A 15,825-nucleotide genomic window follows, 5' to 3' on the forward strand; every position below is an offset into this window, starting at 1 on the left:
TCGCGAGCGCGCGCGTCGGTAATTAGTGCCGAGTTGGATCATCCTCGAGGATGAGGGGATGGAATAGGGCACCCCTAGGGGTCTGTGAGCGCGAATACGGCACTGAGCGCGGCCGCCGCGTCGAGCAGGGCATGGGAGCGGGCCGTGATGCTCGCGTTTCGCGCCGCCAGCGCCGCCTCGACATCCTCGGATCGGAGGCCGCGCGGTAGGTCGGGCATCAAGGTCTTCAGCGTGTCGACGCGATACCCGGCCCGGCGCAGCTGGTGCACGATGCGGGCATCCCGGACTTGGGCGGGCGAATACCTTCGCGTGCCCTGAGCGGTCGCCCGATCCGGGACCACGAGTCCCTCCGCGTCCCAATGCCGCAGTGTCGACGGGCGCACGCCCAGCGCGGCGGCGAGTTCGGCGACGCCCATCGCATCCGAAGGGCGCACGTCGGCGATCGGCTCGGCGGCGATCACCTCCGCCGCCCGTTCGGCGAGTGTCAGGTCGGTGCGTTCCCGGTCCAGCCGGGCGTGTGCCGCGTCGAGCAAGGCGAGCACCTGGGGAAACGGTCCCTCGTGGACGGCACGAACGATGCGCTTGGCCTCGACGGGGCCGACGCCGGCCGCCAGCGCCCGATAAGCGAGTGCGGAACGCACATGCACCTCGCCGTATCTGCGGTAGCCGGTCGCAGTGCGTATCGCCGTCGGCAGCACACCGTCGCGTTCGAGGTTGCGGATCTGCTGCACGGAGTACCCGGCCCGCAGCGCCACATCGGCCGTACGCATCGTGGAGTTGCGACTTGTCACGCCATTTGCCATGCGTCTCCTGCTCGAAGTCTCCATAAGCACCTTAATGAAACGCTGGAATGCATGACCATCGACGAGATCATCGGCTTCGTCTCCGCCCTCGACGGAGTCCTCACCCTCAGCCCTGGCCCCGGTGACGGCTCACCGGAGATCAGCTGGGGCGATACCTTCTTCTACTACTCACCGGACGGCGTGATACCGAAGGCGACCCAGCCGTTCGCGACGATCGTGACGAAGAACTATCCCGGCGACGAAAGTTCGGACTTGGACCGCCCAGATACGTTCCGCGTCAATATCGCCGCCGGAAAAGAAGCCTTCACCCACTGGACCGGCCACACTCCCCGCGAACGATCCACCCCCGGCAATCCGAGCGCAACCGATACGGTGATCCCCCACCCGGTCTACGCATCCGCCGCCTGGCTGGCGGTCGTCAACCCCGGCCCCCGAACCACCGCCCCCACCCGCACCCTTCTCCGAACGGCTTACCAACTCGCCCGCTCCCGCCACGAACGCCGCTGAGGCGCCGCGAGTGGCACATGGTTGCGGCGAAGTGCGAGAAGACCTCTCGACCATGTGCCACTAGCGGGAATCGCACCGCGCTGTTGACATGGAGCGCGCTCCAGCACCTAGCGTCGGGGCCGACGAATTCGAGTGCAGGAGGTAGCAGCATGAACGAGGTCCCGACCCGGCAGCTCGGTGGGCTGACCGTTTCCGCGCAGGGCCTGGGGTGCATGGGTATGAGCCACGGCTACGGCGCCGCGGACGACGAGCAGTCGATCGCGACGCTGCACCATGCTCTCGACCTGGGGGTCACCTTGTTGGACACCGCCGACTTCTACGGCGCGGGGCACAACGAGGAGCTGATCGGCCGGGCCGTCGCAGGGCGGCGAGACGAGGTGGTGCTCGCCACGAAATTCGGCTTCGCCAACCGCTTGGGCGAGCCCACTCACATCCGCGGCGACGCGGCCTACGTGCGACAGGCATGCGAGGCGTCGCTGCGCAGGCTCGGCGTCGACCACATCGACCTCTACTACCTGCACCGGGTGGACCCGCAGGTGCCGATCGAGGAGACCGTCGGCGCGATGGCCGAACTGGTACGGGCCGGGAAGGTCGGGCACCTCGGGCTGTCGGAGGCGGGCGCGGACACCATTCGCCGCGCGCACGCGGTGCATCCGATCGCCGCGTTGCAGAGCGAGTGGTCGTTGTGGACCCGCGATTTGGAGGCGGAGATCGTCCCGGTCTGCCGTGAGCTCGGCATCGGCCTGGTCCCCTTCTCGCCGCTCGGGCGTGGATTCCTGACCGGACGGTACAACTCGGTGGAAGGTCTGGCGGACAACGACGTGCGGCGCAGCCAGCCTCGCTTCGCCGACGGCAACCTCGAACGGAACCTGGCGATCGTCGCCGAGCTGAACGAGCTGGCCGCGGCGAAGGGCGTCACCGCCGGCCAGCTCGCGTTGGCCTGGGTACAGCATCGGGGCGACGATGTGGTGCCGATCCCCGGCACCCGACGGCAGCGATACCTGGCGGAGAACCTCGCAGCGCTGACCATCGAGCTGTCCGCCGACGACCTCGCCGCCATCGAGGCCGCCGCCCCGCCGGAGCAAGTGGCGGGCGACCGCTACGACGCGACGAACCTCACCTTCGTCAACGGCTGAGGCCCGAACCCAGCGCGCCCGGACTCGCACACCGAGTGATGGCAGGCACCTGCTACGACGTGGCGGGACCCGCTTCCGTCACCGGCTGGATCCGGGGGCGACTGGCCCGCCATCAGTCGCCGACGGAGTGAGGGCCGAGCACGCGATACGGCTTGGCGCGAATCCCTTTCGTCATCGGCTGAGCCCACGGTGACCAGGCGTCCCGCCAAATGATCGCGGCACCTCCGACGCGGCTACCCTCGCTCGAGTCCGCCGCTCCCCAGCGCCGCCGACCGGACTCGCCCGTCGAGTGGTGTCGCCACATGCGTCGTGTCGCCACCTGTTCAGGAAATCCGAAAGCCGTCATCGACATCCCGAGCCTCTGGACTCGAGCCCGACGCCTCACAGCCCCGGGGACGATGCCTGAGCCCAGAAGCGCTTCGGGATGCGCCCGGCCAAGCGCGCGGTGTATCCCGCGCGCACCGCGTCCGCCATCGCCGCGGCCATCAACTCGGGGCGCTTCGCCCTGGTGACGGCGGTGGCCAGCAACACCGCGGAGCAGCCGAGTTCCATGGCGAGAGCGGCGTCGCTCGCGGTGCCGATGCCCGCGTCCAGGATGACCGGCACCTTCGCTTCGGCGACGATCATCTCGATGTTGTGCGGGTTGCCGATGCCGAGGCCGGTGCCGATGGGCGCGCCCAGCGGCATCACCGCCACGCAACCCGCCTCCTCCAGACGGCGGGCCAGGACCGGGTCGTCGTTGGTGTAGGGCAACACGACGAAGCCGTCGTCGACGAGTTGTTCCGCGGCGGTGAGCAGTTCGACGGGGTCCGGCAGCAGGGTGCGCTCATCGGCGACCACCTCGAGCTTCACCCAGTTGGTGTCCAGCGCCTCCCGCGCCAGCTGCGCGGTGAGCACCGCCTCGGCCGCGGTGCGGCAGCCCGCCGTGTTCGGCAGCGGCGCGATGTCCAGACGTTTCAGCAGGTCGAGCACACCAGTGCCGCCCGCGGCGTCGATGCGCCGCATGGCCACGGTGGTCAACTCGGTGCCGGAGGCGATCAGCGCTTCCTCCAGCACGGCGAGGTTCTCCGCGCCGCCGGTGCCCATGATCAGGCGGGAACCGAACTCTCGGTCGGCGATCCGCAGTGGAGCGTGTGCGGATGCCGTCGCAGCCTCAGCCACCTTGAACCGCCGTCAGCACCTCGATCTGCCAGCCGCGCCCGACCGGTTCGTCCCAGCGCGACTTGGGGAACACGGCTCCGTCCACCGCGAGCGCGACACCCCGGCACGGCAGTCCGAGGCGCTCCAACAACTCGCGCACGGTGAGCGGCTCGGCGAACTCGTGCTCGTCGCCGTTCACCGTGACACCGATGGGGACGGATGACAGCGTCATCGAATTCCTCCTACAGTCGTCGAAAAGCGTTGCGGGTCGGCTACTTCCGCTTCGGGCAGCATTGCCCCGCCGAGCAGGCTCGCCACCGCGTCCACCGTGAGCGGCAGGGTGAGCATGCCGTTGCGGCCGTGCCCGGTGGCCGCGACGATCCGGTCGGTGAGCCGGCCGATCAACGGCAGGTTGTCCGGGCTGCCCGGCCGGGAACCGGCGCTCGCTTCGGCGAGTTCGTATTCGCCGATGCCGGGGAAAATCGCCTCCGCGTCGGCGATCAGGTCGCGGACGCCCGCGACGGTGACCGCGGTGTCGAAACCCGCCTCGTACTGCGTGGCGCCGACGACGATTCCGTCGGCGCGCGGCACCAGGTAGACCGCGCGCCCGTGCACTCTGGCTCGGATCACCCGGCGCGGCGCGGGCGCGACGCCGGGCCGTTGCCGCAGGCGCAGGATCTCGCCCTTGACCGGGCGAACCGGCAGCTCCGGCCACAGTGCCGCCGACGCGGCTCCCGCGGCGAGCACGACCTGGTCGTGCGGAAGTTCCGTCAGCGAGTCTACGGACTCGGCGCGCACCACGACGCCGGCCGCCTCGGCGGCCTGCCGCAGCGCGGCGACCAGCTTGCGGTTGTCGATAGCGGGTTCGGCGGGTGCGAGCAGCGCGGCGCGCACCGTCCTGGCCAGGCCGGGTTCCCGCTCACGCACTCCGGCGCGATCCAGCAGGCGCAGCTCGTGCCCGCGTCCGCCGACCCAATCGGCCACGGTGCGCAGGTCGGCCGCGTCGGCCGCGTCCAGCGCGACGGTCATGGTCTCGTCCGCCACGAAAACCGAGACGCCGGTCGCGTGCGCCAGCCGGGCGGCGAATTCCGGCCAGCGGGCCAGCGACGCGGCGCCGAATTCGAGCACCCGATCCTCGCCGGGCCAGCCTTCCGACAGCGGTGCGAGCATGCCCCCAGCCACCCAGGAGGCCCCGGTGGCGACCGCCGGATCGAACAGGGTGGCCGACCAACCGGCCTCGGCGGCCCGCCAGGCCACGGCGAGCCCGACGGCGCCGCCACCGACGACGGCCAGAGTCCGCATCCGATCCACCTGCCTCCTGTTTCGCATCCCCACGGTAGCGCGGCTACGGTCGAAGGCGTGCAACCCTCCCACCCCAATCGACCCGCCTCGCCGCGGGAGCGTCTGACGAACGCGCGGCTGTACCTGTGCACCGACGCTCGCCGGGAGAAGGGCGATCTGGCCAAGTTCGCCGAGGCCGCGTTCGCAGGCGGAGTCGACATCATCCAGCTCAGGGACAAAGGATCACCGGGCGAGGCCGAGTTCGGCCCGCTCGAGGCCAGGGCCGAGCTCGGCGCGCTGGCCGAACTCAAGGCCGCCGCACGCAGGCACGGCGGGCTGGTCGCGGTGAACGATCGCGCCGACATCGCCCTCGCCGCCACCGCCGACGTGCTGCACCTCGGCCAAGGCGACCTGCCGCCCTGGTACGCCCGCCGAATCCTCGGGCCCGACGTGGTGATCGGACGATCCACGCACAATCGCGCGCAGGCCGGGCTCGCCGCGATCGACGAGCACATCGATTACTTCTGCACCGGCCCCATCTGGGCGACCCCGACCAAACCCGGCAGGCAGGCGGCGGGCCCCGAACTGGTTCGCTCCACCGCGGACGCCCACCCCACCCGGCCCTGGTTCGCGATCGGCGGGATCAACGCCGAGAACCTGGCGCAAGTACTGGAAGCCGGGGCGAAGCGGGTCGTCGTGGTGCGCGCGATCACCGAGGCACGCGATCCGGAAGCCGCGGCGCGCGAGCTGAAAACGGCGCTACTGGCGAACGCGTGAGCGCCGCGATCAGGAAAGCACCTGTCCGCGGGTGAACGAAAGCGCGGTCTCCACCGCCGTGCTCCCGTTCGACGCGGGCTCCGCGGCCTGCACGCCCGGCTCGTCGACGATCCTGGCGTAGTCGCCCGGCCCGGCCGGATCCGCATGCAGCCAAACGAAACCGAGGTCGGCGAGGTCGAGCGTGCGCGGCAGGGCGGCGGCGACGGCTCGATCGTCGCCGAGTTCGGCGAGCAGCACCCGCGCCGGTGCGGCGCGCAGAGTGGGCCAGGACGCGGCGAAACCGGGATGCAGGGGGCGGGCGTCGACGTCGTCCTCGGGGACCCAGGCCAATTCGGTGCTCTCGCGATTGCCGGTGGTCGGCAGCGTCATCACCGCGTCGGCGACGACCGTGGTGTAGGTCCAGCCGCTCAGGGCCGACGCTGTCAACCGCTCGCCGCGCACCCGGACGTCGGCCGGATCGATGCCCGCCTCTTCCCACGCCTCGCGGACCGCCGCGTGCACGGGCGTCTCGTGACTGTCCCGCGCGCCGCCGGGCAACGCCCAGGTCCCGCCTTGATGACTCCACGGCGCGCGGTGTTGCAGCAGCACCGCCGAACCGCCTTCGGCCAGCGGAGCGCGCAGCAGCAGTCCGGCGGCGCCGAAGCGCCCCCAGTGCCGCAATCCGTCCGGGCCATGCGACCAACCGTCACCGTCACCACGCATGTCGTACCCATCCTCGTCCAGCCGCGGGCAGCGCCTCACCGCCGCCTCCTCCCAATCGGGGGTGTTTCACACGCCGCGGCGCCCGTACGACCACAATAAACTCCGCACCAACACGCACGGATCGATCGGATATTCGGTCCAGCCGTCGAGAAATCCGCGTACGCGGCCCAAACTGGGGAGGTGGACATGGCTAGCTCCGAGCCGACGACGGCCGAACTCCGGCCGTCGTCCGCGCCCGAGCCCGCCGGTGGGGACGATCCGGGCGGCCTGAGCGTCGCGGTGGTGCGCGAACGTCTCGACCTGACCAATCTGCGTTCGTTCGCCAATTCCTCACCGGGACGGCTGATCGCGCTCGGGCTGCTGCTCATCGGGTTGTGCCTGGCCGCGGGCTCGGTGACCGCCGGGACGGTCGGTGACCGACAGCAGGGCCTTGATGTGTTGCTGCGCGACACCGAACCGGACGCGCACTCCGCGCTCCGGCTCTACACTTCGCTGTCGATCGCCGACGCCGCGGCGAGCACCGCCTTCATCTCCGGCGGGCTGGAGCCGCAGGCGGTGCGGGATCGGTACACGCAGGCCCTGGGCGAAGCGTCCGCGGAATTGGTCACCCAATCCGACGCGGCGGCCGATCCGGATGCGCGGCTGCGCACCGGCATAGTCACCGGCCTGCCGGTGTACTCCGGTCTGGTGGAAACCGCACGGACGAACAATCGCAGCGGATATCCGGTCGGCGCCGCGTATTTGAGCGAGGCCTCCAACCAGATGCAGACGACGCTGCTGCCGATGGCCGAGGAACTGCACAATCATCGCTCGGCGGCGGTGACCGCCGCGCAGCGCAACCACGTGCGCCCGCCGTGGTCCGCGATCGGCCTCCTGCTGCTCACCCTCGGCGTGCTGGTCTGGGTCCAGCGCGATCTGGCGCGACGCTGGCGGCGGGTGCTCAACCCGGGCCTGGTGCTCGCGTCGGTGGCCATGCTGATCCTGCTCGCGTGGACGGTGATCGCGGGCTCGGTGTCGGCGGCGGCGATGATCAGCGCTCGCGACGACGGCGCGGTGCCCTCCTCCCGGTTGACCGAGAGCCGCATCCTGGTGCAGCAGGCCCGCGCCGCGGAGACGTTGAAATTGGTGCGCCGCGACGCGACCGGCGACTACGACCGCACCTACGACGCGGACATCGAACGGCTGGCCGATCTGATCGGCAAGTATCCCGGCTCCGCGCCCGCGGCGAACGAGATGCGCAATGCCGTGCCTGCCCTGGCGCGCTGGCGGGTGGCGCACCAGCGCATGAACGACGCGCTGGCGAAGGGCGATTTCAACAGCGCGGCCGTGGTGGCGACCGGACCCGGCTCGGCGGACGTCACCGTGCAGGTGGAGGCGCTGGACCGTTCGCTGGAGCAAGGCATCGCCGCCACCAGGGACACGCTGCGCGAGAGGATCTCCCAGGCGGCCCGCATCCTGGACTTCCTGGGCGCGGGCGCGATGGTGCTCGGCATACTGGCGGCAGGCTATGTCGGACTGGGCATCTGGCCCCGGCTTCGGGAGTACCGATGAGATCCGCGCGCGGCATTCTGGTGGCCACTCTCGTCGTCGTGACGCTGGCGAGCGGCTGTGCGAGCGATTCCGGCGCGCCGGTGTCGGGCAAGACGCCGAAGTACACCGATCCCCCGTTGCCTGCCAAGGCCGTTCCGGTGCTCACCGATTCGCCGGTCCCGCCGTCGCCGGGCACGTCGCGGTGTGGAGACCCGACCGCGAGCCTGCGTCCGACCGGAGCGGGCGCGGCCGCGCGCGGCTCGGCGATCGACGCGATCCGGGCGCGCGGCAGGCTGCTCGTCGGATTGGACACCGGCAGCAATCTGTTCAGCTACCGTGACCCGATCTCCGGCGCCATCGTCGGTTTCGACGCCGACATCGCCAGGGAAGTGGCCCGCGATCTGCTCGGCAGCCCGGATCTGATCGAGTTCCGCAGCCTCGGCTCCGCCGAGCGGGAGACGGCGTTGCAGAACCGCACCGTCGACCTGGTCGCCAAGACCATGACGATCAACTGCGAGCGCCGCGAGAAGGTCACGTTCTCCACCGTCTATCTGCGCGCCAACCAACGGGTGCTCGCGGTGAAGAACTCCGGGATCCGCAGCCTGGCCGATCTGGCGGGCCGACGGGTGTGCATCGTCTCGGGCACCACGTCGCTGGAGCACATGCGCCGCGACCAGCCCGCCGCGACCATCCTCACCGTGCCGAGCTGGGCCGACTGTCTGGTTGTGCTGCAACAGCGCCAGGTCGACGCGGTGAGCACCGACGACGCCGTGCTCGCCGGCCTGGCCGCGCAGGACCCGTACACCGAACTGGTGGGCGGCAGCATCAGCGAGGAGCCTTACGGCATCGGCATCACCAAGGGCAACGACGACCTGGTCCGCTTCGTCAACGGCACACTGGAACGTATCCGTAACGACGGCACCTGGGTCGGGCTGTACCAGAAATATCTCACCGTCCTCGGCCCCGTACCCGCTCCACCCGCCCCTACGTATCAGGACTGACGGGTCGATGAGCACACGGCAGGCCCCCGAGCCCGACCCGGACGAGAACGCCGCGGTAGGGCCCGGCCCGGCCGCTGTGTTCGACGGTGGATCCAGCGCGTCGGCCGGGCGGCAGCAGAACGCGGCGGCGGCGAAACCGTCGCGTGGAGACCACGCGGACCCGCGACAACTGGGGGCTCATGCCACGGGAACGGGGCGGCGCGCGGGTGCGGGCGAGCCGGAAACGGTTGCGGCCGAAGAAGTCGAGCACACCACGTATACGCCGATCGGTCGTACCGCGACCTCGTTCGGCACAGTCGCACTGAACCGCGTCGAGGACATCGATCCCCCCGATGACGCGCAGACCCCACGGAACCCTGCCGTGCGCGACGCCGGGGAATCGGCCTCGTCCACCGACGACACACCGGAGCGCACCGACGCGGAGCAACATGGCCCGCCCACGCGGGACAACCCACCGGACACGGAACGCGAAATATCGCCCGCGGATGCGGAACTCCCGGCGGAAGAGGCGCATTCGGACGCGACCCGATTGCACGTGGACCGCCCGGAAACGACATCGAGCACGGCCGCGTGGCTACGCGATCCCGCCGAAAGGCAGGAGACACCGGAACCGGACGGAACCCAGGGCACGGCGGCGTACGCGGCGACATCGGATCAGACGCGCCGCACGGATTCCGAACCCGCGTCGGCTCCGCAGCGCACCTCCGGACGCAGCGTGCGCACCGCGCGCACCCGGCCCGCGGTGCGGCGGCTGGGCGCCGGGCTGGTGCCGATACCGACGGTGACGCCCGCGGATCCACGCGACGCCGTGCTCACCAACGCGGTGGTCTCCGAAGGCAGGCGATTCTGCTGGCGCTGCGGCAAACCGGTCGGCCGGGCGACGGCGACCCGGCCCGCGACCACGGCGGGCACCTGCGCGACCTGCGAGGCGCCCTTCGACTTCCGCCCCACGCTGTACCCGGGCGACATGGTGGCGGGACAGTACGAGATCCAGGGCTGCATCGCGCACGGCGGACTCGGCTGGATCTATCTGGCGATCGACCGCAATGTCAGCGACCGCTGGGTCGTGCTGAAGGGCCTGCTGCACGCCGGTGACGCCGAAGCGCAGGCGGTCGCCATGGCCGAACGCCAATTCCTCGCCGAGGTGGCGCACCCCAGCATCGTCAAGATCTACAACTTCGTCGAGCACACCAGCGCGGACGGCACACCCGTCGGCTACATCGTCATGGAGTACGTCGGCGGCCGGTCGCTGCGCGACATCCTCGACTCCTACGAACGCCCGAAGCGCATGCCGGTCACCGAGGCGATCGCCTACCTGCTGGAGATCCTGCCCGCGCTGGACTACCTGCACTCGACCGGCCTGACCTACAACGACCTCAAGCCCGACAACGTGATGGTCACCGACGACCAGGTCAAACTGATCGATCTCGGGGCCGTCGCCACCATCGAAGCGTACGGGAACCTGTACGGCACCAGAGGGTTCCAGGCACCGGAGATCGCGCGTACGGGCCCGACCGTCGCCTCCGATGTCTACACCGTGGGGCGCACGCTGGCCGTGCTCACCTTGAACATGCCTTCGGAGCACGGACGGTACCTCGACGGCCTGCCCGACCCCGCCGACCAACCGGTGCTGGCTCGCTACCAGTGTTTCCATCGTCTGCTGCTGTGCGCCACCGACCCGGACCCGCGGCGCCGCTTTCCCTCCGCCCGTGCGATGTCCGCCCAGATGTCGGGCGTGCTGCGGGAGATCCTCGCGCTGGAGACCGAGACCGAACACCCGCAGTTGTCCACCGTCTTCACGCCGCCGCGGTCCAGTTTCGGCACCGAGGAATTGATCAGCCAAACCGACGCCTACACCGACGGCCGCCCCCGCAGCAGCCTGCTCGACGCCCCCGATGTGGTGGCGGCGTTGCCGATTCCGCTGCTGGATCCGGCCGACCCGTCCGCGCCCCTGCTCTCGGCCGCCGTGCATCCCGAGCCCGCCCACGCGCTGGAGGCGCTGCGGCACGCACGTGAGCGAGCCGAGGCCGATCCCGGCAACGCCCCGGAGACGCTCGAGCTGGAACTCACCCTCGCCGAGGCGCGCGTGCGGCTCGATCTGCGCGAGTCCGCCACGGTGCTGGACTTGCTGGCGCGGCTGCCCGACCGGGAGTGGCGGGTGAGCTGGTTTCGGGGCATGGCCGAATTGCTAGACCGGGAGTACGAGCGCGCCTTCACCAACTTCGACGAGGTCTTCCGTGTGCTCCCCGGCGAACTCGCCCCCCAGCTGGCGCTCGCCGCGACGGCCGAACTCATACTCCAGCATTGGGATTCGCCGGATCCCGAACAGTGGCGCAGCTATGCCGAGCAGGCTTACGCGACCGTCTGGCGCACCGACCGCACCGTGGTGAGCGCCGCCTTCGGGCTGGCCAGGCAGCTGGCGGCGGACGAGCGGGTGGCCGAGGCCGTGCAGGCGCTGGACGCCGTGCCCGCCGCGTCACGGCATTTCACCACCGCGCGGATGACGGCGGTGCTGCTGATGCTCACCACCGCGCCGATAGCCGATCTCGACGAGGCCACCCTGCACATCTCGGCGTCTCGGATGCTGAGCCTGCCCGCGGGCGAGAGTCGCGCGGTGCAGATGCGGGTGCTGGTGCTCGGCGCGGCCCTCGCGTGGCTTCAGGCGGGCAACACGCCGAAGCGCCCCGATGCCACACTGTTCGGCGCGCCGTTCACCGAACGCGAACTCCGCGCCGGCGCCGAGACGGCCCTGCGCTCGCTGGCTCGCGGCGCGCCCAACCGCAGGCATCGCTACGCGCTCGTCGACCTGGCCAACCTCATTCGCGCGAAGACCTGGATCTAGCCGTCGACCACGCGCCGCGCGGCGCGGGCGATGGCCAGTTCCTCGTTGGTCGGCACCACGAGCACCGCGACCGGTGCGCCGGGCGGGGAGATACGCCGCGCGGCACGGTTTTCCGCGGTGTTGGCCGCAGGATCCACCTCGATGCCGAACGCGCCGAGACCGGCCAGGGCGTCGGCGCGCACCTGTGGACTGTTCTCGCCGACTCCTGCGGTGAAGGTGATCGCGTCGACGCCGCCGAGGTCGATCAGGTACGCGCCGAGGTAGCGCCGCAGCCGATGGATGTACACGTCGTAGGCCAGCCGCGCGGCCTCGTCCCCGCCGTCGATGAGACGGCGCAGTTCGCGGAAGTCGTTCACGCCGGACAGGCCCTTGATCCCGGAATCCCAGTTGAGCAGCGTGTCGATCGCATCGATGTCCAGGTGCGCCGACCGCGCCAGATGCGCCACGATGCCGGGATCGAGATCACCGGACCTGGTGCCCATCACCAGGCCTTCCAGCGGAGTGAGGCCCATGCTGGTATCGATCGGACGACCGCCGCGGATGGCCGACGCCGACGCGCCGTTGCCGAGGTGGAAGACGATCTGGTTCAGCTCGGCGGGGTCACGCCCGAGGAACTCGGCCGCGCAGCCGGACACGTATTCGTGCGAGGTGCCGTGGAAGCCGTACTTCCGAATGCCATGGGCGGCCGCCACTTTGGCGTCTATCGCGTAGGTCTTCGCGGCGGCGGGCAAGCCGTGGAAGAACGCCGTGTCGAACACCGCGACCTGCGGCACGCCCGGCAACAGCGCCCGCGCGCTCTCGATCCCGGCGACGTTGGCCGGATTGTGCAGCGGCGCCAGCGCGGCTAGTTCGCTGATCGCGGCCACCACGTTGTCGTCGATCAGGGTGGGCCGGTAGAACACCTCGCCGCCGTGCACCACCCGGTGCCCGACCGCCCGCACGCCTTCGCGTACCAAGTCGTGGCCCGTCGCGGCGAACGTGTCGAAGATCAGTCGCAGCCCGGCGGCGTGGTCGGCGATCCGCTCGCGGCGCTCGGTGGTCGAGCCGTCGGCGCGATGCTCGATCGAACTTTCGTCCTCACCGATCCGCTCGACCACGCCCGAGGCCGCGACCACGTCCGAATCCAAGTCCACCAGCTGGTATTTGATGGACGAGGAGCCGGAATTGATCACCAGCACCATGCCCTCGGCCGTCTTGCTCATCACGCCTCCTGTGTCCCGCGGTCGCGTCCCACTCGCTCGGCAACCACGATCACCACGCGCTTGTTCCGCGCCGCGCCCGCGCCGCGACGGCGAACGCACGCATCAGCTGTCCTGCGCCTGGATGGCGGTGATCGCCACGGTGTTGACGATGTCGGCCACCAGCGCGCCGCGCGACAGGTCGTTGACCGGCTTGCGCAGACCTTGCAGCACCGGGCCGATCGCGATCGCGCCCGCGCTGCGCTGCACCGCCTTGTAGGTGTTGTTGCCGGTATTGAGGTCCGGAAACACGAACACCGTGGCGCGCCCGGCGACTTCCGAATCGGGCAGCTTGGCGTCGGCGACGGTCGGTTCGATCGCGGCGTCGTATTGGATCGGCCCCTCTACCGGCAACTTCGGTGCGCGCTCGCGCGCCAGCTTCGTCGCGACGCGCACCTTGTCCACGTCCGCCCCGCTACCGGATTCGCCGGTGGAGTACGACAGCATCGCGACCCGGGGCTCGATGCCGAAGCGGTCGGCGGTCGCCGCGGACGAGATCGCGATATCGGCCAGCTGCTCCGCGGTCGGATCCGGCACGACCGCGCAATCGCCGTACGCGAGCACCCGGTCGGCCAGGCACATCAGGAACACGCTGGAGACGGTGGAGACGCCTTCCACCGTTTTGATGATCTCCAGCGACGGGCGGATGGTGTGCGCCGTGGTGTGCGCCGCGCCGGAGACCATGCCGTCGGCGATCCCCTTGTACACCATCATGGTGCCGAAATATGAGATGTCGGCGACGGTTTCGCGGGCGCGCTCCAGCGTGATGCCCTTGTGTTTGCGCAGTTCGGCGTATTCGGCGGCGAATTCGTCCAGGTAGCCGGAGTTGCGTGGGTCGAGCATCTGCGCGGCGGAGATGTCCACCCCGAGCTCGGCGGCGCGGGCGCGCACCGCCGTCTCGTCGCCGAGGATGACCAGATCGGCGATCTTGCGCTGCAACACCCGCCCGGCCGCGCGCAGGATACGGTCGTCGTCGCCCTCCGGCAGCACGATGCGTTTGCGATCGGCTCGCGCGCGCTCGATGAGCTGGTATTCGAACATCTGCGGGGTGACCACCGGACTGTGCGGAACGTCGATGCGCCGCAACAGCTCCACGGCGTCCACGTGTTCCTCCATCAGAGCCAGAGCGGTGTTCACCTTGCGCGGGTTGCCCGCGGACATGCGGCCGCGGCTGCGGTACGCGGCGCCCGCCGTGTCGTAGGTGCCGAGCTCGGTGGTGAGGATCGGCAACTTGGGTTTCAGGCCGGTCATGAGCCGCGCCACCGCGGGATGCGGTAGCAGGCCGCCGTTCATGATGATGCCCGACAGCGACGGAAAGCCCTCGGCCTCGTGCGCGTTCACGACGCTCAGCAGTACGTCGGACCGATCGCCCGGCGCGATCACCACCACGCCCTCGGTCAGCCGCTCCAGGATGTGCTCGGCGGTCATGCCGCCGACCATGACCTTCAGCGCCTCGCGGTGCAGCAATTCCGGATCACCGCTGTACATCTCGCCGTCGATGGCGGCACACAGCTCGGCCATCGTGGGGGCGATCAGCAAGGGGACCTCGGGCAGTGTCCAGGACGGGACGTCGAACCCGCCGAGCGCCGCGCTCACCTCGTCCAGCCGCTGCCGGTCGCAGCGGTTGGCGATGATGGCGACGAGCTGCGCGTGCTCGTGCGCCAGCTCCGACGCGCACAGTTCGGCCAGCTGCTTCACCTCGTCCGGAGTGCGCCCGGCGCCGCGGACCACCAGCAACACGGGTGCGCCCAGATTGACCGCGATCCTGGCGTTGAAGCGCAGCTCGCTGGGGCTGGCCACGTCGGTGTAGTCGCTGCCGACCACCACCACCGCGTCGCACACTTTGGCGACCTCGTGGAAGCGCAGCACGATCTCGCTGATCGCCGCGTCCGGATCGGCGTGCACCTGCTCGTAGGTGGTGCCGATCGCCTGCGCGTAGTCGATGTCCGCCGTGCTGTGCTCGAGCAGCAGTTCGAGGATGTAGTCGGGTTCGGTGGTCGAGCGTGTGATCGGCCGGAACACCCCGACCCGCGCGGTCGTCGCGCACAGCGTCTGCAGTACCCCGAGTGCCACCGTCGACTTACCGGTGTCGCCTTCGGGAGAGGCGATGTACACGGCGGATGGAGCGTTGTCGGCCATGTCCCAGAGCTTAGTGAACCAGCGGCAACCGGAACCCGCCGCGCGACGATCGTCACCCACCGGCCAAAAGAGCGCAACCACAGAGTGGACCCGGTGGTCGACGGCAGCAGGTGGTGGCGTGGCCCACGTTGACGTCAGCGGCCTGCTCGGCGAAGTCCGATACGTCCGGGCGCGAAGCCGCCGAAGCCGGTATCCCGGGCCGCTATAGTCCGGGCATGGCTGAGCAATTTCCGGACCGGCAGTGGGGTTCGCGGACCAACCTATTCGCTCGCGCGGCAAGCAGATTCGCGGCCACCAAGCCCGGCTCCCGAGTCGTCCGGGCCCTCACGCCGTTGGACCGGGCGGTCCTGGAGCGCACCCATGCCAAGTACACCGTGCTCGGCCCGATCGGCGCGCCGGTCATCCTGCTGACGACGATCGGACGCAAGTCCGGCCAACCGCGCACCCAGCCGCTGCTGTACGTGCACGAAGGCGACACGCTCTACGTGATCGGCAGCAACTTCGGCCGAGCGCACCACCCAGCCTGGACCGCGAACCTCCTGGCCCACCCCACCGCGACGGTGGCGATCGCGGGAGAACGCATCCAGGTGACCGCCACCCCCGTCGAGACTCCCGACAAAGACGCGATCTTCCAACGCTTCGTCGACATCACCGGCGCCTACGCCGCCTACCGCTCCCGCACCACCCGCGACCTGCGCATCTTCGCCCTCCGCCGGGCGTGACTTCGCG

14 protein-coding genes are annotated in these 15,825 nt (G+C 70.1%); 7 read left to right on the plus strand and 7 right to left on the minus strand.

All coding sequences use genetic code 11. From position 1 onward, the window contains the following. Positions 1 to 74: 74 nt before the first annotated feature. Positions 75 to 803, minus strand: a complete 729-nt coding sequence (locus tag ACWEH3_RS01460) for a MerR family transcriptional regulator (protein ID WP_450015388.1) — start codon at positions 801 to 803, stop codon at positions 75 to 77. 51 nt (positions 804 to 854) lie between these two features. Here ACWEH3_RS01460 and ACWEH3_RS01465 point away from each other — a divergent pair, with 51 nt between their 5' ends. Both ACWEH3_RS01465 and ACWEH3_RS01470 read left to right on the plus strand, forming a co-directional pair. Next, positions 855 to 1,310 carry a DUF6194 family protein gene (locus ACWEH3_RS01465; RefSeq protein ID WP_450015386.1) on the plus strand — a complete coding sequence of 152 codons (456 nt, stop codon included), beginning with the start codon at positions 855 to 857 and terminating at the stop codon, positions 1,308 to 1,310. 149 nt (positions 1,311 to 1,459) lie between these two features. Beyond that, entirely contained in the window at positions 1,460 to 2,446 is a 987-nt protein-coding gene (locus tag ACWEH3_RS01470) for an aldo/keto reductase (protein WP_450015384.1), read from the plus strand. 381 nt (positions 2,447 to 2,827) lie between these two features. On the opposite strand, the gene thiG is transcribed toward ACWEH3_RS01470, so the two are convergent. Genes thiG through thiO form a run of 3 tightly spaced genes read right to left on the minus strand, consistent with a single transcriptional unit; the run spans position 2,828 to position 4,888 of the window. Beyond that, positions 2,828 to 3,607, minus strand: coding sequence for a thiazole synthase (gene thiG, locus ACWEH3_RS01475; protein WP_450015382.1), 780 nt, complete (start codon positions 3,605 to 3,607; stop codon positions 2,828 to 2,830). Further along, entirely contained in the window at positions 3,600 to 3,818 is a 219-nt protein-coding gene (gene thiS / locus ACWEH3_RS01480) for a sulfur carrier protein ThiS (RefSeq protein ID WP_355071584.1), read from the minus strand. The genes thiG and thiS overlap by 8 nt, the downstream gene beginning before the upstream one ends. Next, on the minus strand, positions 3,815 to 4,888 hold the full coding sequence (gene thiO / locus ACWEH3_RS01485) for a glycine oxidase ThiO (RefSeq protein ID WP_450015379.1): 1,074 nt from the start codon (positions 4,886 to 4,888) through the stop codon (positions 3,815 to 3,817). The genes thiS and thiO overlap by 4 nt, the downstream gene beginning before the upstream one ends. Positions 4,889 to 4,945: 57 nt before the next feature. On the opposite strand from thiO, the gene thiE reads away from it, so the two are divergent. Next, positions 4,946 to 5,644: a thiamine phosphate synthase gene (gene thiE / locus ACWEH3_RS01490; protein ID WP_355071580.1), complete on the plus strand. Its 699-nt coding sequence runs from the start codon at positions 4,946 to 4,948 to the stop codon at positions 5,642 to 5,644. A 9-nt stretch (positions 5,645 to 5,653) separates the two neighbouring features. Here the strand turns inward: thiE and ACWEH3_RS01495 are convergent, their stop codons facing one another. After that, complete coding sequence (locus tag ACWEH3_RS01495) at positions 5,654 to 6,346, minus strand: NUDIX hydrolase (RefSeq protein WP_450015567.1); 693 nt, start codon at positions 6,344 to 6,346, stop codon at positions 5,654 to 5,656. 186 nt (positions 6,347 to 6,532) lie between these two features. On the opposite strand from ACWEH3_RS01495, the gene ACWEH3_RS01500 reads away from it, so the two are divergent. Genes ACWEH3_RS01500 through ACWEH3_RS01510 form a run of 3 tightly spaced genes read left to right on the plus strand, consistent with a single transcriptional unit; the run spans position 6,533 to position 11,719 of the window. Then, positions 6,533 to 7,897 (plus strand): hypothetical protein, encoded by a 1,365-nt coding sequence (locus ACWEH3_RS01500; protein WP_450015377.1) that lies wholly within the window; start codon positions 6,533 to 6,535, stop codon positions 7,895 to 7,897. Then, positions 7,894 to 8,877 carry a glutamate ABC transporter substrate-binding protein gene (locus ACWEH3_RS01505; protein WP_450015375.1) on the plus strand — a complete coding sequence of 328 codons (984 nt, stop codon included), beginning with the start codon at positions 7,894 to 7,896 and terminating at the stop codon, positions 8,875 to 8,877. The genes ACWEH3_RS01500 and ACWEH3_RS01505 overlap by 4 nt, the downstream gene beginning before the upstream one ends. A 7-nt stretch (positions 8,878 to 8,884) precedes the next feature. After that, positions 8,885 to 11,719, plus strand: a complete 2,835-nt coding sequence (locus ACWEH3_RS01510) for a tetratricopeptide repeat protein (RefSeq protein WP_450015373.1) — start codon at positions 8,885 to 8,887, stop codon at positions 11,717 to 11,719. Here ACWEH3_RS01510 and ACWEH3_RS01515 read toward each other — a convergent pair. Then, positions 11,716 to 12,921 carry an acetate kinase gene (locus ACWEH3_RS01515; RefSeq protein ID WP_450015371.1) on the minus strand — a complete coding sequence of 402 codons (1,206 nt, stop codon included), beginning with the start codon at positions 12,919 to 12,921 and terminating at the stop codon, positions 11,716 to 11,718. The two genes, ACWEH3_RS01510 and ACWEH3_RS01515, sit on opposite strands and share 4 nt — an antisense overlap. A 102-nt stretch (positions 12,922 to 13,023) precedes the next feature. Further along, positions 13,024 to 15,096: a phosphate acetyltransferase gene (pta, locus tag ACWEH3_RS01520; RefSeq protein ID WP_450015369.1), complete on the minus strand. Its 2,073-nt coding sequence runs from the start codon at positions 15,094 to 15,096 to the stop codon at positions 13,024 to 13,026. Between the two features lie 215 nt (positions 15,097 to 15,311). On the opposite strand from pta, the gene ACWEH3_RS01525 reads away from it, so the two are divergent. Beyond that, positions 15,312 to 15,818, plus strand: coding sequence for a nitroreductase family deazaflavin-dependent oxidoreductase (locus tag ACWEH3_RS01525; RefSeq protein ID WP_450015367.1), 507 nt, complete (start codon positions 15,312 to 15,314; stop codon positions 15,816 to 15,818). Positions 15,819 to 15,825: the final 7 nt, after the last annotated feature.

The organism is Nocardia sp. NPDC004718 (assembly GCF_053601535.1).